This is a genomic window from Pedobacter insulae (assembly GCF_900113525.1).
Classification (GTDB): Bacteria; Bacteroidota; Bacteroidia; order Sphingobacteriales; family Sphingobacteriaceae; genus Pedobacter; species Pedobacter insulae.
Genome location: NZ_FOPP01000003.1, coordinates 28,881 through 51,127, shown reverse-complemented (window position 1 = coordinate 51,127; position 22,247 = coordinate 28,881). Strand labels below are relative to the sequence as shown.

Below are 22,247 nucleotides of genomic sequence, written 5' to 3'. Positions count from 1 at the left end.
GAATTACTTATTGCTTTTGCATTTGTAGCTTTTCTCTAAAGATTGTTTTAAGATCGCGCTGGCTATCGATATTTACGATCACACTTTGGATTACATTGACTGCATCGATAAAGAACTCCTTATTGATGTTCTGATATTCATCGGTTGCCTTATGGTAGTCTTTATGGTCTTCTACACCAAAATAAATGAAGGGAATATTTTTCGCATTAAAGGCGCCTTGATCACTTTGGTTAGTCCAGTCATCATGACCTAATTTAGGGTCGTCATGACCCAATAATAACTTTAATTTAGGGTTGGTGGTATATAAAAATGGTTTTAATTCGGGATATTTAAAAGTGCCCACAGCGTATAATTCCCCTTTGTCATTATGGCTAATCATATCCATATTAATGTTTAGTTTGATTTTTTCTAGGGGAACTGGCGGATTTGCAACAAATGCCTTAGCGCCTTGTAAGCCCATTTCCTCAGCATCAAAAATGGCGAAAATTAAGGTGTTGTTTGGCTTGTGCTTCGTAAAGTATTTTGCGAATTGTAGCAAGCCGGCTACACCTGAAGCATTATCGTCTGCACCGTTAAATACTTCGTTTTTAATGACACCTATGTGGTCATAATGAGCGGAGATAACGATAACATTGTTTGTTTTTCCCGGAATATAGGCAATTAAGTTTTTACCCTCAACGGCAGGACTACCGTTTCGTCCTTTAACCTCAAAAGCTTGTTCATAACTGCTAAATCCAGGATATGGTTTTAACCCCATGGATTTTAAACGCGCAGTTAGATAAGTTCTAGCCATTTCAGCACCCTTGGAACCCGTTTTACGCCCTTCATAAGAATCGAGTGACAAAGTCTCTACATCCTTAAGTAACTGATCGCTAACGCTCGTTTGTGCATTGTTGGTTTTAACAGATCCACAACTAAATAGCAGTGCTAAGGGGATTAGAAGAAATTTATTCATCATATGATAAGTGTTGAAATTAGCTAACTTGCCATAAAGATAAAAATATGTATTGACAATTACCATTTGCTAGAAAATAGTTTCATATGGCTTTTTGCAAATAAAAAGCTAATTTGGGGGTGTAAAAACTAGAAAAAATGGAATACAGACGTTTAGGAAAATCAGGTCTACAAGTTAGTGCTTTATCCTTAGGAAGTTGGCTAACTTTTGGAAATCAAATAAGTGACAAAGTTGCCGATGAATTAATGGGCGTTGCTTACGATGCGGGGGTTAACTTTTTCGATAATGCTGAAGGTTATGCCGAAGGCAAGTCGGAACTGGTGATGGGGAAGATATTAAAGGCTAAACAATGGGATAGAGAATCTTTTATCGTATCAAGTAAAGTTTTTTTCGGAGCAGAAAATAAAGGTCCCAATCAGATGGGTTTATCTCGAAAACATGTAATAGAAGCCTGTAACGCTGCTCTAAAACGCTTACAAGTCGACTATTTAGATCTTTATTTCTGCCATCGACCTGATAAGCAAACCCCTATTGAAGAAACCGTCTGGGCAATGAATACTTTGCTTCAGCAGGGTAAAATTTTGTATTGGGGAACCTCAGAGTGGAGTGCATCAGAAATAATGGAAGCGATATCGGTTTCTAAGCAGTTCAATTTAATTGGCCCAACAATGGAACAGCCGCAATATAATTTACTGGAAAGAAATAAACTAGAGAATGAATATCTTCATTTATTTAAAGAACATGGTTTAGGCACAACAATTTGGTCGCCCTTAGCATCTGGTTTGCTTTCTGGGAAATATACGACGGGCGATACCAAAGATACGCGGCTTGATCTTAAAGGGATGGAATGGCTGAAGGATCGGACATTGGCTGCCGATAGAATGAAAAAAGTTGAGGAATTACAAAAATTAGCAGATAAGATAGGTCTTCCATTAGCAAAGCTCTCCCTGGCTTGGTGTTTAAAAAACCCAAATGTAAGCACAATGATTTTAGGAGCTTCGAAGTCAGCGCAGTTAAAGGAGAACCTTACAGTATTAGAAGTTATACCACTGTTAACGGATGAAATTATGGAGAAGATTGACGAAATTATGGGTACTAAACCAAAACTGGCAGCATTTTAGTTGCTTTGTCCTTGCGAGCGTCAAACCCGTCATTGCGAGCATAGCGAAGCAATCTGTTCGTTAGATTGCTTCGCTATGCTCGCAATGACGGGCTAAACCTAATCCATTTCTACGTATATTTCTCCTTTTAAATACGTCACACCTTTTCCTTTCATCAAAACTCGGTCACCTTTTAAAGTGCACCATAGTTCGCCTCTACGAGCGGAAACCTGATAGGCATGTAATTCGTTTTTGCTTAATTTTTCTGCCCAGTAGGGGATTAGATTGCAGTGAGCTGAACCAGTCACAGGATCTTCATTTATACCCGCTGATGGGATAAAAAATCGGGAAATGAAGTCGCTATGATCGCCTCTTGCTGTTATAATTATCCCCATAATCGGTAATTTAGCTAAGGCTCCAAAATCAGGCCTGATAGCTAAAACATCGGCTTCATGCTCATAAACAAGCATGTAATCTCTGGAAGATAGTACTTCGACTGGTGCTTTACTCCCAAGCGCGCTTAGTAAACCATCAGGCAGTTCGCAAGGTGTCGCTACTCTCGATGGAAAATCTAAACTATAAGTGTCGTCAAGCTTCGTTACTGTTAAAGTTCCAGCTTTTAGCGTATGGAAATGGATAACGTTTTTAGTGTAGCCAAGTTCAGTAAATAGGATATGGGCAGTTGCTAGTGTGGCGTGACCACATAAGTCTATCTCCAATTCTGGTGTAAACCAACGCAATTCAAAATCTTCGCCCTGCGGAATAAAGAAAGCTGTTTCAGCTATATTGTTTTCTGCAGCAATCTTTTGCATCACGGGAGCAGGTAGCCAGCTGGTTAGCGGCACAATAGCAGCTGGATTACCGCCAAAGAGCTTATCGGTAAATGCATCGACCTGATAAATGGAAAGTTTCATATATTAATAATATGTTAATCTCACTACACCAGCCAATTTTTTTGCCAAACGAATAACTTGTCTGGTATAACCATATTCGTTATCGTACCAGGCATATAAAACGACCGATTTGTTGTCTCTCGCAATAATCGTCGCTGGTCCATCTACAATAGAGGCATGGCTATTACCAATTAAATCACTGCTAACCAGTTCATTAGAGATCGAATATTCCAGCTGCTCTGATAAATCGCCAAATAAAGAAGCCTGTTTTAAGATTTCTGCTACTTCTTCTTTCGAAGTTACTTTATTTAAAGAAAGATTTAAGATCGCTAAGGATACATTAGGTGTGGGTACGCGTACTGCATTTCCAGTTAGTTTACCTCCCAGGTGGGGAATTACCTTGGCTACAGCTTTATCTGCGCCAGTTTCAGTAATAACTAAGTTTAAGGCGGCAGAACGACCGCGACGATATTTTTTGTGGTAATTATCTAATAAATTCTGGTCGTTTGTATAGGAATGCACCGTTTCGATATGTCCTTTTTCAATGCCAAATGCATCATCCATCACTTTTAGAACCGGAACGATGGCATTGGTAGTACAGGATGCGTTAGAGAAAATAGTTTCAGCTTGATAGTCGAAATCCACATCGTTAATTCCTGTTACAATATTCGGGATGTCGCCTTTTGCAGGAGCAGTTAAAAGAACTTTCGTAATACCCTTTGCATTTAAATGTCTGCTTAAACCCTCTCTATCTCTATAAACTCCGGTGTTATCAATTAGCAAAGCGTCCGAGATTCCATAAGCACTGTAATCTGCATCTTCTGGTTCTTTAGCTACAATGAGGTAAATAGTCTGACCATTGATAATCAGCGCTTTATTTTCAAAATCTTCAACAATGGTTCCATTAAAAGGGCCATGGATGGAGTCTGTTCTTAATAATTCAGCTCTCTTGATCAGTTCTTCGTCGCTATAGCTACGGGTAACAATTGCCCTTAACCGTAGTTGTTCGCCCTTTCCTGCCTGCATGATGAGTTCGCGCGCTGCAATACGGCCAATCCTGCCAAAGCCATATAATACTACATCTTTGGGGTTAAGGTTAAATTTGTCTTTTCCGATATGCTTTGAGAGTTTGCTAATCACAAAATCATACATTGATGAATGCGTATTGCTTTCATCAAGCCATTCCGAAGCCAAGCGGCCCACATCTATCCGGGAAGGGGCGAGATTGCATTTTGCAATGGTGGATGCCAATTCTAAAGTTTCATAAATAGAGATGTCCTTTCCACTTACATCCTTTGCATATTGGTGATGAGCCAATATTTCACTACTTCCTACATCAAATAGAGGTTTACGGAAAAGTACGAGTTCGATAGAGCGATCAAACCATAATTGACCCACACAACGGATCAGTTCAAGCGCTTTTTTCTCCTTTTCAATCCAGTTCTGAAACTCTGATTGGTATTTGTTTAACATACAAGAAAATTGATTTGGTTAGAATTTGGTGCAAAAGTAAAAAAGATCGGGTTAGTACCCAATCTTTTATGTAAATATTTTCGGCTTGCGACTTACAAAGTTTCCTTTGCTATTTGCCTTGCCAACTTCGTAAGTCGTAAATCCTACCCTAAATACGATTTTAAAATCTTACTACGTGAGGTATGACGTAACCGCTGTAAAGCTTTATCTTTAATCTGACGCACACGTTCGCGGGTTAAGTTGAACTTTTCTCCAATTTCTTCTAATGAAAGAGGGTGATTGGTGCTTAATCCGAAAAACAAGACAATTATTTCACGCTCACGTTCAGTTAATGTAGATAGAGAACGTTTAATTTCTTCCGAAAGTGATTCATTAATAAGGTTGCTATCCGTATTTGGTTCGTGGTTTTCCAATACATCTAATAAGGTATTTTCTTCACCTTGAACAAATGGAGCGTCCATGGAAACGTGACGGCCTGAGTTACTTAAAGTGTCTGATATTTTATCAACTGTAGTTTCTAAAATATCTGCCAATTCTTCAGGAGAAGGCTCGCGTTCAAATTCTTGCTCTAATTTAGAGAAAGCCTTGCTAATCTTACTTAACGAACCCACTTGATTAAGTGGTAAACGAACAATACGACTTTGCTCGGCGATCGCTTGTAAAATAGATTGGCGAATCCACCAAACAGCATATGAGATAAATTTAAAACCTTTGGTTTCGTCAAAACGTTTTGCCGCTTTAATCAAACCTAAATTTCCTTCATTGATTAGATCACCCAAGGTTAATCCTTGATTTTGGTACTGTTTAGCTACCGATACTACAAAACGTAAGTTGGTTTTCGTTAAGCGTTCTAATGCTGCTTGGTCACCTTCACGAATTTTACGGGCTAATATTACTTCTTCTTCTGCGGTAATTAAATCTACTTTTCCAATCTCGTGCAAGTATTTGTCTAATGATTGACTTTCGCGGTTGGTAATGGATTGGGTAATTTTGAGTTGTCTCATTTATGTGTTTTGGTCGTCCTTATTATTTCGAGTCTGCAAAAATACGCAATTTTGCGCAGAATGAAAAGTTAAATTGTTGAAAATGTTACACTTTAAGCGTTATTTTTAACAAGTACTTTAATAGCAAAAATCATTCCAAATTAAATTTGGCAGTGTTAACTTTGTGCCTCTTTAAATCCACAATTCTTTATAAATTATATGACAGTTAGTAGCACCGTACACTCTACACTAAATAATAGCGAATGCCCATTATCATTAAAAATTTAATCTCACTCCATAACCCATTTTAAACATCGCATAAAATGGGGTTGAAGTTCTGTTCTGAAACCAGCTAATCGCATATAAATCGTTGGTATTAGCTTCAGCATATACACTGGCCGATTTAAAAAAAGAACTATGGTTGTTCAGGATTTTTACCTCTGTACCGGCTCCTAGGTGGAGGCGTAAAGCCGACGACCAAAAATAATATCCTTTGCGATATTTGTGTGTGCTAAACTGATAGTCAAAATTATCGCCCGAAGTATAAGAGGGGAAAAAAACAGGGTTGATCGGGTGTATGATGAATTTATCTTTAATCTTTATTGCAAAAGGTTTATATTCAAATTTAGCCGTAAAAATACTCATCCAACCGCCCTTGTCTTCCGGAACATAACCATAGTGAAAACTTAAAGTGGTCTTTTCTTTAAAAAAGTGGTAGCCAACCCCACCACTGAAATACCCAATACTCCCAGCATATTGTAAATTTACCTGATCTGGTTGGATCCGCTCTAAAAATGAACGTTGCGCAAAACCAGGCAATGGATATGCAAATAGTAGCGTTACTAAACTAAAAATTAATTTCTTGAGCGTCAATTTGTGCATTGGTGATGGTAATTAAGGTAAATGCCCTTTTAACAATAGCATTAGTGATGATAAATGGAATTCCCGTCTCGCTTTTAAGAACAACCCCTGGTTGGTGCTGATGGGAGTGAATTGAAGCAAGCATACCCGGCGTTTGGTTTAACAGGTCTTCATATGGAACGACTAACTTTGGGTCGAAATCGCCATCAAATGGGGGTACATGGGAGAAGGCAATCATTCGATCCGTACCGGCCTCTAGTTTCAAATTACTTTTTAACCAGGCCATATTAGGTGTAGAACCATTAAAATCGTATTCCCTGCCATTGGTGTCGTGACAAATAAACTTAATCCCTGCGTAGTTAAAAGTAAAATTGAGGTCCCCAAACATATGCTTGTAAACATCAGCGCCATTAGCCACCAAATCATGATTGCCAATTACCGAAATAAAAGGCTTTTTTAGCTTGCTGTATATTTCATAAATCCCATTAAATTCTAACAATAGTCCAAAATCAGATATGTCGCCATTTAGGATAATAAAATCGATATCGTCCCTGGCGTTGATTAAATCTACAAAGTCCTGAGATTGTTTGTATGAGCGCTGTGTATCTCCCGACACTGCTATTTTGACAGTAGATCCGGCCGCCTTATTGGGTAAGGTGGCTATCTCTTTGGCATTTACATTGGTAGGAGTGTTCCGGTTAAATTTTTGATTGGGACTGTATTCGGTTGAATTACATCCTAATGAAAAAATAAAAATGAATAAAATAACGTATTTGATATTAAGCATAGAGAGTATTTGAAATACAACAGCAATAATAGCTGAAATGTTCTAATTTTTTTGGCACGATTTTCTCATCGACTTCGCAAGTCGGGTATTTTTCGCCGACTTGCGAAGTCGACAATGATTTTCCTGTAAAAGCTACACAACCTTCTTTATGTTCTACTCTTGTTCGGGACAGCTTCGCACCTTGTTCGAGACTCCTTTGAGATAAATCTAAACTAAGTGAAAATTGAATCTATGTTAAGTCCAGGTTTTTATGGTAAAAGTTGGACTTATATTGGACTCATACTGGACTCATATTGGACTCATCTCGAAAATAGTACCAAGGAATCCCGAAGCAGAGGCAAAGCTTGGCTATATCTCGTCTAACCTAAATGTTTCTGCTAAGCGCACACCTTTTTCGGTATGCTGCAAGGTGCAACATTCATTTACTGGGTCGTGCTCTAAATAAAGGATGTAGTTTTGGGTGGCAGCTTCTGCTAAAAAAGCTTTTTTCTCTTTAAGCGTTTGTAATGGAAACATATCGTAAGCCATAACGTAGGGAAGGGGAATATGCCCAACGGAAGGTAATAAATCGGCCATGTAAACAATCGTTTTATCCCTGTAAGTAATCTGAGGTAACATCATGGCATCGGTGTGGCCGTAAGCGAAACGGATGTTAACGTTTTCTTGAAATTGAACGCCATCCTCACTTTTTATAAAGTGTAGCTGACCGCTTTCTTGAATCGGTAAAATATTTTCCTTCAAAAAAGATGCTTTTTCCCGGTCGTTCGGGTTAACGGCCCATTCCCAATGCTGTTCATTGCTCCAATAAGTCGCATTTTTAAACGCTGGAAGTAATCGATCTCCAACTCTTTCTATGGAGCCTCCACAATGGTCAAAATGTAGGTGGGTTAAAAATACATCTGTAACATCGTTCCGATTAAAACCTTTTGCAGCTAATGATTTATCCAAAGTATCATCGCCATGCAAAAAATAGTGTCCCATAAACTTGTCGTCCTGCTTATTGCCAATTCCGTTGTCAACCAAAATCAACCTTTTGCCATCTTCGATTAACAAGCAGCGCATAGCCCAACTACATAGATTGTTGGCATCTGCTGGATTGCTTTTTTGCCAAATAGTTTTGGGTACTACGCCGAACATTGCGCCGCCGTCTAGTTTAAAAAATCCTGTGTTTATAGTATGTAGGTTCATGAAATTGGGTTAATCGGTTAAGTGTTTGAATCGGTTAACTGCGGGCAACTAATAGCGATATTAAACAAAAATTGGCTAATTGCAATAAACAATTAGCCAATTTTACAATTTTATAAGATTACTCAAATAAGCAATTAAAGGTGTATAACTTCTCCGTATGCATCAGCTGCAGCTTCCATTATCGCTTCGCTCATAGTTGGGTGTGGATGTACAGCTTTGATCATTTCATGTCCTGTAGTTTCTAATTTACGGGCAACTACTATTTCGGCGATCATTTCTGTTACATTAGCGCCAATCATGTGTGCACCTAATAGTTCTCCATATTTAGCATCAAAAATGAGTTTAACAAAACCATCTTTTGTGCCAGCAGCACTTGCTTTACCTGAGGCCGAGAATGGGAATTTGCCGATTTTTAATTCATAACCAGCTGCTTTAGCCGCTTTTTCGGTATAACCAACTGATGCGATTTCTGGTGAGCAATAAGTACAGCCTGGGATATTATTATAATCTAACGGTTCAGCATGCTGGCCAGCGATTTTTTCCACACAAATAATCCCTTCTGCAGAAGCGACGTGTGCAAGCGCTTGTCCGGCTACAATATCGCCGATAGCATAATATCCTTTTACAGAAGTGTTATAAAATTCATCGACTACTACCTTGCCTTTTTCTGTTTTAATACCTGTTTCTTCTAAACCAATATTTTCAATATTAGCAACCACACCTGCTGCCGATAGTACGATATCGCATTCAATAGTCTGCATGCCAGCAGCAGTTTTTATTTGCACTTTGCAACCTTGGCCGCTTGTATCCACAGATTCTACGCTTGAAGAGGTCATGATGTCAATACCTGTTTTCTTTAAGCTACGCAATAATTGTTTAGAGATATCTTCGTCTTCAACAGGTACGATCTGTTCCATAAATTCAACTATGGTCACTTTAGTGCCCATGGTGGCATAGAAGTATGCAAACTCGACACCAATTGCTCCAGAACCTACAATAACCATTGTTTTTGGGAGTTCAGGTAAAACCATCGCTTGGCGATAACCAATTACTTTTTTGCCATCTTGTTTTAGGTTTGGAAGCTCTCTTGAGCGACCACCTGTAGCGATGACAATATTTTTTGCTGTTAATTCCTTTTGTGTACCATCAGCTGCTTTGACTTCAACTTTCTGACCTGGCTTAACTTTTCCAGTTCCCATGATGACATCGATTTTGTTCTTTTTCATCAAAAATTGAACACCTTTGCTCATGCCATCAGCTACATCACGACTGCGTTTTACAACAGCTGCAAAGTCTGCGGTTGCTTCAGCGGTTTTGATACCATAGTCGGCAGCATGGTTTATATATTCAAATACTTGTGCGCTTTTTAATAAGGCTTTGGTAGGGATACAACCCCAGTTAAGGCATATGCCGCCTAAGGATTCGCGTTCTACAATTGCAGTTTTCAAACCCAATTGTGAAGCTCTTATTGCAGTAACATATCCACCCGGACCGCTGCCTATTACTATTAAATCGTAGTTCATATTCTTTTAAAGGAAATTAGCTTAAACAATGTGTCAAAATTAAAAAAAATGTTGGTTAAAATAACTTAAATGATATTACATCGCATTCATTTGACATATTATGGTAAAATGTATCAGATCGGTTAAAAGCCTATATAAAATAATTAACTGATAAAGTGAGAGTTATCGGTTAATTATTGTATATTAAGTGTTGATAAGTTTTGCCTGAATTAATAATTATTTAACATTGGAATTTGCTTCGGAGTATAAATTAATATTTAACTTTGTTGCGATATTTTAACGTATCTTAACAAAACAAAAAAAACAATTAAAGAAAAGAGTATGAAAAAATCTTTACTATTAAAAGTAGTAGTAATTGTCTTTGCATTTTTGGGCTTTGTAAGTTCATCAAATGCACAAGTAACTACTTCATCAATGGCTGGCCTTATCAGGGACGCAAAGGGAGCCCTTCCCGGAGCGAACGTTAAAGCCACGCACACGCCTTCTGGAACAGTTTATAATGCTTCTACCAATAACGACGGTAGATTCTTAATAGGCAATGCAAGAGTAGGTGGTCCTTACACAATAGAAGTTAGCTATGTTGGTCTTAAAACAGGTAAGATTTCTGATGTTTTCCTGAAATTGGGGGAAACTTACACTTTGGATTATAGCTTAGATGACTCTGGTACCATTTTGAGCGAGGTGACCATAAAAGGGGCTAGGAGTAAAAACACACAGCAGAAAACTGGTGCAAGTACTAACATTTCTAGTCGCGATTTAGTTACTTTACCTACTATTTCAAGAAGTATTGCTGATTTTACGCGATTAACTCCGCAAGCGGGTACTGGCTTAAGTAGCAATAGTTTCGGTGGTAGAGATGCGAGGTATAACAACATTCAAGTAGATGGTGCGAATTTGAACAACAACTTTGGTTTAAATACAGACCCTCTTCCTGGAGGTGGTTCACAACCAATCTCTTTAGATTCTTATGATCAGATTTCTGTAAATATTGCGCCTTATGACGTTAGACAGGCTGGATTTACTGGCGCTAATATCAGTGCGGTAACTAAAAGCGGTACGAATACATTTCATGGAAGTGCTTATGGATTGTATCGTGATCAAAGTTTTATAGGTACAAAAATTGGAAGCAATGATATCAGTTCTTCTATTGCTGATTCTAAGTCAAAAACTTACGGGTTTACTTTAGGTGGACCGATCATTAAGAATAAATTGTTCTTTTTTGTAAATGCTGAGAAAGAAGAGAATTTGGCGCCAGGGATAGCGTTTTATCCAAAGGGTGGTACAGGTTCTGGAACGGAATCTTCAACTACCGTTGGTGATTTGAAATTAGTTTCTGATTATTTGAAAAGTAAGTTCGGTTATGAAACTGGTGCTTATGATAATTTTCCGGGTTTTGGAAGAGATAATCATAAAATCCTAGCAAAGGTGGATTGGAATATCAACAATAGTAATAAGCTGACTTTGAAATATAGCGATTTCAGAGGAACTGATGATCAGACCTTGAATTCTACTAGTGTTCCGAATGGCGGTGGCTTTAAGGTGACGGGGCAGGCTTCTACTCTTTCTAGGGCACCTAACAATAGATTCGGACCAAAATCAGCATCTTTCGAAAATTCCAACTATGGTTTCTTGAATACTACAAAAAGTGGTACCTTGGAGTTGAATTCAACGATTAACAATAGATTATCTAACCAGTTAATTTTAGCGTTTACCAAAAATAAGGCAACTAGAGATTATCCGGGATCTATTTTCCCTACTATTGATATTTATGATGGTACAACAGGGGGCAATTATATTACTGCAGGTATGGATCCATATACCTTAAATAACGACGTTGTTAATGATGTGTATAATTTCACAAATAACTTGACTTATAATGCTGGAAAACACATATTTACAGGTGGTTTGACCTATGAATACCAAAAAGTAGGTAATATGTTTATGGCACCTGCCAACAGTTATTATGTGTTTAACTCATTAAACGACTTATTAACTGATAAATCTCCTGTATATTTTGCATATACCTATTCATTAGTGCCAGGAAAATCATCAGTTTATTCGGCTGAGTTAAAAATTGGTCAGGCAGGAGCATATATTCAGGATGAATATAATGTAACTGATAATTTCAAATTGACAATGGGATTACGTGCAGATATGCCTATCTACCATGAAGACCCATTAAACAATCCAACTACATCCGCTTTAAATTTTTATGCAGAAGATAATGCTACATTAAGAAATTATAGAACCGATAAATGGGCTAAAAGCAGAGTGTTGTTGTCACCAAGAATTGGGTTCAGAATGATCTCGCCTGATAAAACAACAACTCTACGCGGTGGTTTGGGAATATTTACCGGTAAAATACCGTTTGTATTTTTGACTAATATCCCAACAAATACGGGTATGTATCAGTTTGGTGGCGCAATTAATAACAATAATGCTGCAGGTATTGCGGCTCTTAATGGAATTAAATTGAGCGGCGATCCAAATGCATATGCAAATTTATTCCCTAAAACAGCTGGTACTTCTACGCCATCTAACGTGGTGTTTATGGATGAGAACTTTAAATTCCCTAAGGTGTTTAGAGTAAATCTTGGTGTAGATAAGAATTTAGGTAATGGCTATATGTTTACTTTCGATGGTTTATATACAAAAGACATGAATGCTGTTAAAATGCGTAATGCAAACCTTACCAATATTAATGGTATTGTTGCTGAAGGCGATTTAACCCGTCCTCGAATTGTTGGAACCAATAAGCTAAATGCAGGAGTGAACTCAGCGATTGTACTAGAGAACTCTGAAAAAGGCTATGCGACTTCATTAACTGGTCAGTTAAGTAAAACTTACAGCAATGGTTTTTCTGCTTCGGTTGCTTACACATTTACAGCAGCGAAAGAAATTACTGCTAACCCTGGTAGTCAAGCTTCATCCGTATGGAATACAAACCCTAACGTAGGAACTTCCAACTTTCAAGAATTAGGAAATTCTGCCTATGCAGTTCCTCATAGAGTAATTGCGAACCTATCTTATCGCAGAGAGTATTTAAAACACTTGGCTACTACGGTTTCATTATTCTTTGAAGGTGCTAACCAAGGTGTATTTAGTTATGTGTTAAATGGCGATATCAATGGCGACGGAAACAGTAGTGCGGATTTGATGTATATTCCAAAAGCAGGAGAAACTAAGTTTGAGCAATATGTGCAAGGTACGGGTTCGGCTGCAGTAACGTTTACGGTTGCTGAGCAAGAAGCGGCTTTTGAACAATTTATCAATAATTCTCCATACCTGAAAAAACATAGAGGAGAATTTGCTGCAAGAAATGCAGCATTATTGCCATGGTTGAACAAAATCGATGTGCGTTTAATGCAGGATATTTTTATTAATACTGGTAAAAATGCTCGTAAACAAACCTTACAATTTACTGCTGATATAACAAATGCTGGTAATTTAATTAATAAAAATTGGGGCACGTACCAACGTACTGTATTAAACAACCCATTAACTTTTAGAAGTATTGATGCTAGTAATAAACCAACTTATAGACTGCAGAACGTAAGCAGTAAATTGGTTACTAATCCTTTCCAGGATTTAATTAGCCCAACAAGTACTTATAGTATTCAACTGGGTTTAAGATATATCTTTTAATCTGTTCCTAAAAATTATCAAACCCGCTAGTGAAACTAGCGGGTTTTTTTGTATCTATTTTTGTTAACTTAGAATAAAATGCTTTATTACCTCACAATGGATCAGAAAATCATTAACCTATACGACTCCTACACGCATAGTGAAATTAGTCGCAGTACCTTTATGAAGAAATTGGCTATTTTAACAGGTAGCACAGCGATGGCACTAACTGTGTTGCCATTATTAGAAAGTAATTACGCATCGGCGGCTTCGGTAAGTTTTGATGAACTTGAGGTTAAGGATGTAACTTTTCCGGGGACTGATGGGGAAATGAAAGCAGTACTGGCTAAACCAAAAGGTAAAAGGAATTTGGGCGCAGTGGTGGTAATTCACGAAAACAGAGGCTTAACGCCACATATTATCAACGTGACTAAAAGAGTTGCGGCAGAGGGATTTATCGCCTTAGGCGTAGACGCTTTATCGCCTTTTGGCGGTACACCGGCAGATGAAGATAAAGGACGTGCCCTAATTGGCAAATTGGACCCGCTTAAAAATATGCAAAACTATCTGAAGGCATTTGACTATCTGAGGACACTTAAGGAGGGTAATGGAAAGACTGCCTGTGTTGGTTTTTGCTGGGGCGGGGGATTGGCGAATAAGTTGGCGGTAAATGATCCAAAATTGTTAGCAGCTGTCGCTTACTATGGTGCACAGGCGAAAGCAGAAGATGTTTCGAGGATCAAAGCAAGTGTAATGTTGCACTACGGAGGCTTAGATGAGCGGATTAATGCAGGAATACCCACTTATGAACAAGCTTTAAAGGAAAATAGTATTGATTATAAGGTATTTATCTACGAAGGTGTTAACCATGCTTTTAATAATGATTCGTCTCCAACTCGATACAATGAAGCAGCTGCGAAATTAGCTTGGCAGCGTACCATTGATTTATTTAAGGCTAAAATCGGTTAAATAATTATTCATTAAAAGAAATAGCCAACGCTTCTAAAAATGCCTCGTGCTGTCGGGGCATTTTATTTTGTTCGAAACTTCGAATGTTCATCTCGACTAGGTTAATTTCTGCTTTTAAAATACTATTTATGATTGTATAGCCGGTTGGAAATTCGGCTAGGAACGTTAAGATGTCAAGATAACTTAATACCATAATTTCGCAATTATCAAGCGCAATAATACTTTGAGGTGAGGGCTGGTTGTTAAAAAAGCCTGTGGGGCAGATAAGTTGATTTGCCTTCCAAAATCGCATAACCTGCCTATTAGGCTTTGAATGTGAAAGTGCAATCGCATTTCCCTTTTCTATAAATGACAGCTGCAAGGGTATTTTACCTTTCTGATCAATGATTTCATTTTTGTCGTAGTTAACTCGTTTTGCCTTTTGCGATAGGATAAGACTTAGCGCAGGTTCGTTTACTGAAAGTGTACAGCAAAGATATTGATGGATACTATTGGTTCTCATTGGTTAGTTTTTTAAGCGGATCTTATTTTCACTAAGGAAAACTAACATTTGCAAGAGGTATAATAGCTTGTCAGATAGCTTATCTTGCTGAAGGGGATAAATTTGTACCTGAGAGGGTTTGATATTTTAAAAAATAGGGTGTTGTTACGGTAGTTGTCACGATTTGAAATTCGCTACTTTGAGATCCGACTATCAAGGTAAACGACGTAATGCATATGGCTTTCAAACTCACTAAAGAGCGTATTTCAACGGTATTTTTTAAATGGATATTCTGGATGCCGGGAATGTTATTCTATATCCACTTATTATTGTCAATAAGGAGCTCAACTGCATTTTTGGACAATATTAAGAAACCCTTTATTTATGTTTTTATACTCCTTCTAGCCTTATGTTGGATTATTAACCGGGTTACGATTTATTTGAACAAACACGAACCAATTTTACCTAATCATTTCAAACGGATAGTCAAACAACTCTTATTTGGAATTTTATTGCCTTTGGGTTCGGCGCTCGCGTTAATCGCTGCCTATGATAGCTTGATAGACGAAGATACAATTCAAATTACGTTTTTATTAAAAGAACTCTGTCTCACTGCATTCTTTCTATATTTTTTTAACGGTATTTATATTTTACATGCTTTAGATAAGCAAGTTTCCATAGCACATGAAGAGCAAACTAAAGATCGTTTGTTTAACGATAGGTTTTTAGTTTATAGAAAAGGTTATTATGCACCAATTAATTTAATTGAGATTGCAATGGTTTACCAGAGCGAAGGAATAAATTGGGTATTAACATTTGAAGGTGAAAGTTATATCTCAAGCCTGTCGTTCAAAGAAGCAAACAGTATTTTAAAATCACAGTATTTCTTCGAAATTAATAGAACTCAAACGATACATAAAGATGTTATCGAAAAGTTTAGATCTGGTAGCTTCGGAAGCATAGAGTTGACATTAAGAGTTCACGCTATTAAAACAACCGTTAGCAAAGGTAGAGCCGCAAATTTTCGAAAATGGCTTAAAAGAGCAGCTATTCCTTTAGCTGTAGGAATAAGCAAGTAGTTTTACTTTTTGACAATGGTAGTTGAAGATTTCTTGGGCAGCCTGAATTAAACTGTTTGAGGCTGAAATAGCTTTCACAAGCTTTTCAAGTGCTATTTCGTAAGTGGGGTCATACCTAGCATTAATATATGCTTCTTGAATAGACGTAAGCATATTTAGTTCTACATCTTCATTCGAATCAAAGACGCCGATGATTGTTGGGACAAAATGGCTTAAATGCTTTCTTAAGACAATTAAATCATGGCATTTGATTTCTTTTCCCCGTAATGATAATAATAAGCTTCGATAGGTAAGCTCACAGGCTTGTTGTAGCATAAATGCAGCAATCGTGCGCTCACTTTCATTTGCAAATTGACGGGCACCACTGAAGAAAGTTAAAGCTTTGTGTATGTTTTGATTAAATAAGACTGACGAACTGGCGATTAGCTCGTTGCATTTTATTTGATCGATTTTTGGTAGGTTAAAGGTTGGAATACTTTGATACACACAGTTTTCTGGAGTACATATGGCAGAGAAATAAAGATGGCCCTTCAGCAAAAAGTCGTACATCGCACCATAAGCATACACTGTGCAGTTGATATTTTTATGTCCTAAAATTGCAAAATCTAAAAGTGTATAGATTTCATCGAATGTTTTGTACCTATATTGGTCGGTCACAATAATCAAATCAGTACGTTTCATTGAGGTGCGTGAGCAGAAAATATAGGATATCGGAATAACTTCACTGATAAAAGAAATTATAGCACTAATGCTTTTAGAGTTATAGTTTATTTGCGAATCTCTTTGTTCTTTTGTGCAATTGAATAATAATCTGCGGTTTGTTCTTTGTTTCGCTAAATCGATGGCACGGTTGTAGGTTTGTATTTGCATAGGAAATTGTTTTTAGTTAATGTTTGAAGTAGGGTTAAACTCATCAGTAGAAGCGTGGCGAGTAACAAGTAGGCATAAGGCTTCCATGATTCTTTGTAGTTCCTCAAATTGATCAAAAATATAAGGATACGCTAAGTCTGTAATATTGCTGTTTTTGCTTAATGCGGCCTCTAGCCATTCTTTTAATCCATATCTAATTTTGATAACATGATCAATCGTTAAATTTTTAGTGCAGTAATCAAGGGGGTTCTCTTTAAAATGTGGAGATAGCATTTGTATGGACCTTGTTTCCATTTTTGCTAAAAGCCAATGGCCAAATGTTGCAAAATTAGACGTGTAGTTAGTTTTTGGGAAGTAAAGTAATCGATGCCTACCTATTAAATAGCCTGCATGTATAAGCTGGAGCATTTGATTATGGACGAACAAAAGATCATTAGCGTTCTCATAACCTTCTTCATCATTCAAGGCAATTTTAAACCATTTGGTAAGATCTTTCCGGTATTCATCAATTCCGGCAAAACTAAAAAACTCTTCAACCATTAAATAGGGGTCGTTAAGATATTCACCAGTAAGCAGTAATGGACAACTAAGTGCAAACTCATGATCTGGACGAATCTTATAACTACGTTTACTAATTGCACGCTCATGAATAAGCCAGCAGGCTTCAATTGTTTTTTTTAAACCCAAATAAGTTTCGAAAATATCTTTCATAGGCTCTTCGGATTCATTTTCATCAGCCCATGCTTTTATTGAAATGGCATAAAAAATTAGCGTATGCTTTTTGAAAACATGCTGGAAAGCCACCAAAGGATTACAAATTTCTTTTGTTCGCAAATAATTAGGATAAGAAAGAAGTAGGTTTTGCTCTGTTTTGATGTAGTGTTTAGGGATTTTTAAAGTTTCTTCGAAGTAAGGTGAACTTTTGGTTTGTTCGGTAAGGATTGTATGGCATGAGATTAATAAAGTTTGGAATTTAGCCGATAAAAAAGCTAAGTCTTTAGCGTTTAGGTGTTTGTTGTGGTGTTGATTTGCCATTGTTTTTCCAAGCCAATAATCCAGAAATATCAAATGCTCGGTTAGCTTTCGGCAGTCAAAAAAGTTACTAATTACGTCTAGGAAGGTTTCCTCATTTGTTTTTCTTTCAATTGGTGTGGTTTCCATAAATTTTGATGTTAATTGTAATGAATTTTAATACCTTGCATTGCCTTACAAACCTATTGTTTTGTTAAAGACATTCTTAATTAAAATAGAGCATCTTATCAACATTTCATAAATGACTGAAAATCAAAGACTAAAAATTATTATGGATAAGCTCCATTTTAAAACGCAGAACGATTTTGCTGAAGCGCTTAAGATTAAAGCTGGTTCGCTCTCTGATGTTTTGCGCAGCAAGGATGGTATGGGTGTGTCTAATGCGATAAAGGATAGGCTCGAATTTTTATATGATGTAAATAGAGAATGGCTTACAGAAGGCATCGGTGAGCCAATTTTAAAGAAGAACCTTCTGGTAAGGGATACCAAAGAAGGGGTGCCGTACTATGATATTAGTATCAACGATTCACGGTTGGAAGATCTATTAATTAAAGAAGGAGAAGCTGAGTACCTGGTGAATTACAAGCCGTTTAATGATTGCACTGCTTATCTGCCGGTATTCGGCGATAGCATGTACCCCAGGTATGCTTCGGGGGAGATTATTGCGGTCAAGGCGATCACTAATTTTGACGTATTGCAGTGGGGGGAAGCCTACGTGGTGATGACTGACGCAGCGACAAACGGCATTAGAAGTATCAAAAACGTTCATGAACATCAGGATCCGAAAAAACTCATCTTGCGTTCTTCCAATCCGAATTTCAGAGGAGATACAGTCGTGGAAAAAAAGAATATCACCTCTATGTTCATCATTAAAGGCAAAATTACGAGAAACCTGATTTAGGTATAAACGAAATTACCTTTCTCACTATTGATGGTAACTTGTTTTCGGGTGCCCGATTCTACACGGCCAATAATTTTCGCATCGATATCAAAGCTTTTTGCAATAGCAATAATGTTTTCGGCGATGGCCTCCGGCACATATAATTCCATTCTGTGCCCCATATTAAATACTTTATACATCTCTTCCCAATCGGTTCCAGACTGTTCGTGAATTAGTTCAAAGAGGGGAGGTACAGGGAATAAATTGTCTTTAATTACATGGATGTTATCATTGATAAAGTGCAGTACTTTAGTTTGTGCACCACCACTACAATGTACTAAGCCATGAATTTGGGCACGATGCTGGCCTAATACCTTTTTAATAACGGGCGCATAAGTTCTGGTTGGTGAAAGTACCAGTTTTCCAGCTGTTACATATAAGGAAGATGCCGGGTCTACTAAAATTTCGTCTGTAAGTTTTTTCCCTCCTGAAAAAACAAGGTCGAGTGGAACTGCAGGATCGAAACTTTCCGGGTAACTGGTGGCTAAAGCTTTTTCAAATACATCGTGACGGGCAGATGTTAATCCATTAGATCCCATTCCGCCATTATATTCATGCTCGTAACTTGCTTTTCCGTAAGAAGCTAAGCCTACAATTACATCACCTGGCTGAATGGTATGATTACTGATTACATCCTCGCGTTTCATTCTACAGGTAACAGTAGAATCGACAATGATTGTTCTAACTAAATCGCCTACATCGGCTGTTTCGCCACCCGTTGAATAGATTGAAATTCCCAGGGATCTCAGTTCAGCTAAAATTTCTTCTGTGCCGTTAATGATAGCTGCGATTATTTCGCCTGATATAAGATTTTTGTTACGGCCTATCGTAGAGGACAAAAGGATATTTTCGGTAGCACCTACGCAAATCAAGTCATCTAAATTCATGATTATCGCGTCTTGCGCAATGCCTTTCCATACAGAAATATCACCGGTTTCTTTCCAATAGGTATAGGCTAAAGACGATTTAGTACCTGCGCCATCGGCATGCATAATGTTGCAGTAAAGCTCTTCATTACCCAAAATATCTGGAATAATTTTGCAAAATGCCTGTGGGAAAATACCTTTGTCAATATTCTTAATTGCGGCGTGTACATCTTCTTTGGAAGCTGAAACGCCACGCTGGTTATACCTGTTATCGCTCATTGCTGCAAAGATAGGGTTTTAAGCTTAAAGGTGAAAGATTAAAGCTGAAAGGCGCCCAAACTACAAATCTGGGCGCCTTTACAATTGAAAATATAAGAACTATTTAAGGAATAGCAATTCTCTGAATTTAGGTAATGGCCATACACTATCATCAACAATTTGCTCTAACTTATCTGTATGATAACGGATTGTATCAAAGTAAACTTTTACTTGCTCGTCATAAGCAATTGCTTTATCGCGGGTATCTTCGATTGCATTGGTTTTTTTGCGCTGTTCTAACATGGCATCAATGTTACTTTTAACTATGCCGATATGTTTAGAAAGGTCTTCGATAATAGCCAATGGGGTAGCAATTGCGTCTTTACTTAAACCCAGTTCTTTCAAACCTCTCGCATTTTCAATTAAAGTGTTTTGGTAGGCGATAGCTGCAGGTAGAATCTGGCTATTGGTTACTTCACCCATTACACGAGCTTCTATTTGTAATTTTTTATAGAAACTTTCCAATAAAATTTCATGGCGAGCATGTAGTTCGCGTTTGCTGAAAATATTTGTTTTGGTAAATAATTCAGTTGTTTTATCGCTTACGTATGCGTCTAATGCCTTAGGTGTAGTCTTGATGTTAGATAAGCCGCGTCTTTCAGCCTCATCTGCCCATTCTTGGCTATAACCATTTCCTTCAAAACGAATATCCTTAGATTCCTTAATGTATCTTTTGATAACGGTTAACAAAGCAACATCTTTCTTATCGCCCTTCTTGATTAATTTATCTACATCAACCTTGAACTTAGTCAACTGATCAGCAACGATGGCATTTAAGACAGTCATTGGTGCAGATGAATTGGCAGAAGATCCTACAGCTCTTAATTCGAATTTGTTACCGGTAAATGCAAATGGAGAAGTACGGTTACGATCTGTGTTGTCTAATAGGATCTGTGGGATTTTAGGGATGCCCAGCCATAAACCATTGTCTTCTTTAATTTTTTTACTTAGACGAGAATGCTCAATTTCTTCTAGGATTTCATCTAATTGCTGACCTAAGAAAATTGATATAATTGCCGGTGGAGCTTCATTTGCACCTAAACGATGATCATTGCTTACAGAAGTAATACTTGCTCTCAATAAATCGGCATGCTCATGAACCGCTTTAATTGTGTTTACAAAGAAAGTAAGGAACATCAAGTTGTTTTTAGGTGTTTTTCCTGGTGCTAGTAAGTTTTTACCAGTATCTGTAATTAACGACCAGTTATTGTGTTTGCCTGAGCCATTTATGCCTGCGTAAGGTTTTTCGTGTAATAAGACTTTAAAGTTATGGCGTCGGGCAACCTTCTCCATAATATCCATCAATAACTGATTGTGGTCAATCGCTAAGTTAATTTCTTCGTAGATAGGAGCACATTCAAACTGTGAAGGGGCCACCTCATTGTGACGAGTTTTTAAAGGAATCCCTAATTTGAGCGCCTCATTTTCAAAGTCTACCATGTAAGCAAAAACACGCTCTGGGATAGAACCGAAATAATGATCTTCTAATTGCTGTCCTTTAGCAGAAATATGGCCAAACAAAGTACGACCAGTTAAAGCTAAATCTGGACGTGCATTAAATAAAGCTAGATCCACTAAGAAGTATTCTTGCTCAATACCTAGTGAGGCATTTACTTTAGTAATACCTTTATCGAAATATTGGCAAACGTCAACAGCAGCTTTGTCCATCGCTGCCAGTGCTTTTAATAGAGGTGCTTTATAATCTAACGCCTCGCCAGTGTACGCTACAAATACAGTTGGAATACAAAGTGTTTTTCCAGCTGCACTTTCCATAATAAACGCAGGAGAGGATGGATCCCATGCAGTATATCCACGTGCTTCGAAAGTATTACGAATGCCGCCATTTGGGAAACTTGAAGCATCTGGTTCTTGCTGAACTAATGCACTTCCAGCGAATTTTTCAATTGCACCATCTCCGCTTGGCTCAAAAAATGCATCATGTTTTTCCGCAGTTGAGCCTGTTAGCGGTTGAAACCAATGTGTATAATGCGTTGCGCCTTTAGCCATTGCCCAAGTTTTCATTGCTGAGGCAATTTGATTGGCATCTTCTTGATTAATTAATTCTCCCTGACCGATGCTAGAGATTAATTTTTCATAAACCTCTTTAGATAAGAAGTCTCTCATCTTTTTCTTATCAAAAACATTCGATCCGTAAAAATCTGAAATCTTAGTTGATGGGGCTTTAACTTCTGGAGAAATTCTCGCTTGAGCCTCTTTTAGCGCAATTGTTCTTAGACTTTTCATTAGTTTTTTTAAATTTTATCCAAAAATATATTTTATTTTCTATTTAGCCTATCAAAAATCA

Annotated in this window: 18 protein-coding genes; 5 read left to right on the top strand and 13 right to left on the bottom strand. The window is 37.6% G+C overall.

The annotated features are described in order from the left end of the window. Positions 1–7 precede the first annotated feature (7 nt). Positions 8–958: a M28 family peptidase gene (locus BM207_RS05455; protein ID WP_245768038.1), complete on the bottom strand. Its 951-nt coding sequence runs from the start codon at positions 956–958 to the stop codon at positions 8–10. Positions 959–1,092: 134 nt separating this feature from the next. Here BM207_RS05455 and BM207_RS05450 point away from each other — a divergent pair, with 134 nt between their 5' ends. Continuing rightward, the gene (locus BM207_RS05450) at positions 1,093–2,076 is read left to right on the top strand and encodes a potassium channel beta subunit family protein (protein WP_090992572.1); all 984 of its coding nucleotides are present in this window, start codon (positions 1,093–1,095) and stop codon (positions 2,074–2,076) included. A gap of 98 nt (positions 2,077–2,174) precedes the next feature. Here the strand turns inward: BM207_RS05450 and BM207_RS05445 are convergent, their stop codons facing one another. From BM207_RS05445 to lpdA, 7 genes are all read right to left on the bottom strand, one after another. Then, on the bottom strand, positions 2,175–2,969 hold the full coding sequence (locus tag BM207_RS05445) for a PhzF family phenazine biosynthesis protein (RefSeq protein ID WP_090992571.1): 795 nt from the start codon (positions 2,967–2,969) through the stop codon (positions 2,175–2,177). 3 nt (positions 2,970–2,972) lie between these two features. Next, complete coding sequence (locus tag BM207_RS05440; RefSeq protein WP_090992570.1) at positions 2,973–4,421, bottom strand: glyceraldehyde-3-phosphate dehydrogenase; 1,449 nt, start codon at positions 4,419–4,421, stop codon at positions 2,973–2,975. Positions 4,422–4,564: 143 nt separating this feature from the next. After that, positions 4,565–5,425 carry a sigma-70 family RNA polymerase sigma factor gene (locus BM207_RS05435; RefSeq protein WP_090992569.1) on the bottom strand — a complete coding sequence of 287 codons (861 nt, stop codon included), beginning with the start codon at positions 5,423–5,425 and terminating at the stop codon, positions 4,565–4,567. A 255-nt stretch (positions 5,426–5,680) separates the two neighbouring features. Then, positions 5,681–6,286 carry a hypothetical protein gene (locus tag BM207_RS05430; protein ID WP_090992568.1) on the bottom strand — a complete coding sequence of 202 codons (606 nt, stop codon included), beginning with the start codon at positions 6,284–6,286 and terminating at the stop codon, positions 5,681–5,683. Further along, positions 6,252–7,052, bottom strand: coding sequence for a metallophosphoesterase family protein (locus BM207_RS05425; protein WP_090992567.1), 801 nt, complete (start codon positions 7,050–7,052; stop codon positions 6,252–6,254). Before BM207_RS05425 ends, BM207_RS05430 begins: the two co-directional genes overlap by 35 nt. 348 nt (positions 7,053–7,400) lie before the next feature. Then, entirely contained in the window at positions 7,401–8,240 is an 840-nt protein-coding gene (locus BM207_RS05420) for an MBL fold metallo-hydrolase (protein WP_090992566.1), read from the bottom strand. 134 nt (positions 8,241–8,374) lie between these two features. Further along, complete coding sequence (gene lpdA, locus BM207_RS05415; protein ID WP_090992565.1) at positions 8,375–9,763, bottom strand: dihydrolipoyl dehydrogenase; 1,389 nt, start codon at positions 9,761–9,763, stop codon at positions 8,375–8,377. A 321-nt stretch (positions 9,764–10,084) separates the two neighbouring features. On the opposite strand from lpdA, the gene BM207_RS05410 reads away from it, so the two are divergent. Together BM207_RS05410 and BM207_RS05405 are read left to right on the top strand one after the other, a co-directional pair. Further along, on the top strand, positions 10,085–13,408 hold the full coding sequence (locus BM207_RS05410) for a TonB-dependent receptor (protein WP_090992564.1): 3,324 nt from the start codon (positions 10,085–10,087) through the stop codon (positions 13,406–13,408). 78 nt (positions 13,409–13,486) lie between these two features. Then, positions 13,487–14,356 (top strand): dienelactone hydrolase family protein, encoded by an 870-nt coding sequence (locus BM207_RS05405; RefSeq protein ID WP_245768037.1) that lies wholly within the window; start codon positions 13,487–13,489, stop codon positions 14,354–14,356. A 4-nt stretch (positions 14,357–14,360) separates the two neighbouring features. Here BM207_RS05405 and BM207_RS05400 read toward each other — a convergent pair whose 3' ends face one another. After that, positions 14,361–14,858: a Crp/Fnr family transcriptional regulator gene (locus tag BM207_RS05400; RefSeq protein ID WP_090992562.1), complete on the bottom strand. Its 498-nt coding sequence runs from the start codon at positions 14,856–14,858 to the stop codon at positions 14,361–14,363. Between the two features lie 215 nt (positions 14,859–15,073). Between BM207_RS05400 and BM207_RS05395 the strand changes: the two genes are divergently transcribed. Beyond that, positions 15,074–15,916: a LytTR family transcriptional regulator DNA-binding domain-containing protein gene (locus BM207_RS05395; protein ID WP_177217062.1), complete on the top strand. Its 843-nt coding sequence runs from the start codon at positions 15,074–15,076 to the stop codon at positions 15,914–15,916. Here the strand turns inward: BM207_RS05395 and BM207_RS05390 are convergent. Both BM207_RS05390 and BM207_RS05385 read right to left on the bottom strand, forming a co-directional pair. Next, positions 15,893–16,786: a HEPN domain-containing protein gene (locus BM207_RS05390; RefSeq protein ID WP_090992560.1), complete on the bottom strand. Its 894-nt coding sequence runs from the start codon at positions 16,784–16,786 to the stop codon at positions 15,893–15,895. The two genes, BM207_RS05395 and BM207_RS05390, sit on opposite strands and share 24 nt — an antisense overlap. Before the next feature lie 12 nt (positions 16,787–16,798). Then, positions 16,799–17,947: a hypothetical protein gene (locus BM207_RS05385; RefSeq protein WP_090992559.1), complete on the bottom strand. Its 1,149-nt coding sequence runs from the start codon at positions 17,945–17,947 to the stop codon at positions 16,799–16,801. Between the two features lie 112 nt (positions 17,948–18,059). Here BM207_RS05385 and BM207_RS05380 point away from each other — a divergent pair, with 112 nt between their 5' ends. Continuing rightward, the gene (locus BM207_RS05380) at positions 18,060–18,719 is read left to right on the top strand and encodes a S24 family peptidase (RefSeq protein WP_090992558.1); all 660 of its coding nucleotides are present in this window, start codon (positions 18,060–18,062) and stop codon (positions 18,717–18,719) included. Here the strand turns inward: BM207_RS05380 and BM207_RS05375 are convergent. Further along, positions 18,716–19,903 carry an AIR synthase related protein gene (locus BM207_RS05375; RefSeq protein ID WP_090992557.1) on the bottom strand — a complete coding sequence of 396 codons (1,188 nt, stop codon included), beginning with the start codon at positions 19,901–19,903 and terminating at the stop codon, positions 18,716–18,718. The two genes, BM207_RS05380 and BM207_RS05375, sit on opposite strands and share 4 nt — an antisense overlap. A 99-nt stretch (positions 19,904–20,002) precedes the next feature. Continuing rightward, positions 20,003–22,186, bottom strand: a complete 2,184-nt coding sequence (locus BM207_RS05370; protein ID WP_090992556.1) for a glutamine synthetase III family protein — start codon at positions 22,184–22,186, stop codon at positions 20,003–20,005. Positions 22,187–22,247 lie beyond the last annotated feature (61 nt).

Coding starts and splice junctions, on each gene's coding strand:
- BM207_RS05455 (WP_245768038.1), bottom strand. CDS start 958: ATGATGAATAAATTTCTTCTAATCCCCTTAGCACTGCTATTTAGTTGT.
- BM207_RS05450 (WP_090992572.1), top strand. CDS start 1,093: ATGGAATACAGACGTTTAGGAAAATCAGGTCTACAAGTTAGTGCTTTA.
- BM207_RS05445 (WP_090992571.1), bottom strand. CDS start 2,969: ATGAAACTTTCCATTTATCAGGTCGATGCATTTACCGATAAGCTCTTT.
- BM207_RS05440 (WP_090992570.1), bottom strand. CDS start 4,421: ATGTTAAACAAATACCAATCAGAGTTTCAGAACTGGATTGAAAAGGAG.
- BM207_RS05435 (WP_090992569.1), bottom strand. CDS start 5,425: ATGAGACAACTCAAAATTACCCAATCCATTACCAACCGCGAAAGTCAA.
- BM207_RS05430 (WP_090992568.1), bottom strand. CDS start 6,286: ATGCACAAATTGACGCTCAAGAAATTAATTTTTAGTTTAGTAACGCTA.
- BM207_RS05425 (WP_090992567.1), bottom strand. CDS start 7,052: ATGCTTAATATCAAATACGTTATTTTATTCATTTTTATTTTTTCATTA.
- BM207_RS05420 (WP_090992566.1), bottom strand. CDS start 8,240: ATGAACCTACATACTATAAACACAGGATTTTTTAAACTAGACGGCGGC.
- lpdA (WP_090992565.1), bottom strand. CDS start 9,763: ATGAACTACGATTTAATAGTAATAGGCAGCGGTCCGGGTGGATATGTT.
- BM207_RS05410 (WP_090992564.1), top strand. CDS start 10,085: ATGAAAAAATCTTTACTATTAAAAGTAGTAGTAATTGTCTTTGCATTT.
- BM207_RS05405 (WP_245768037.1), top strand. CDS start 13,487: ATGCTTTATTACCTCACAATGGATCAGAAAATCATTAACCTATACGAC.
- BM207_RS05400 (WP_090992562.1), bottom strand. CDS start 14,858: ATGAGAACCAATAGTATCCATCAATATCTTTGCTGTACACTTTCAGTA.
- BM207_RS05395 (WP_177217062.1), top strand. CDS start 15,074: ATGGCTTTCAAACTCACTAAAGAGCGTATTTCAACGGTATTTTTTAAA.
- BM207_RS05390 (WP_090992560.1), bottom strand. CDS start 16,786: ATGCAAATACAAACCTACAACCGTGCCATCGATTTAGCGAAACAAAGA.
- BM207_RS05385 (WP_090992559.1), bottom strand. CDS start 17,947: ATGGAAACCACACCAATTGAAAGAAAAACAAATGAGGAAACCTTCCTA.
- BM207_RS05380 (WP_090992558.1), top strand. CDS start 18,060: ATGACTGAAAATCAAAGACTAAAAATTATTATGGATAAGCTCCATTTT.
- BM207_RS05375 (WP_090992557.1), bottom strand. CDS start 19,903: ATGAGCGATAACAGGTATAACCAGCGTGGCGTTTCAGCTTCCAAAGAA.
- BM207_RS05370 (WP_090992556.1), bottom strand. CDS start 22,186: ATGAAAAGTCTAAGAACAATTGCGCTAAAAGAGGCTCAAGCGAGAATT.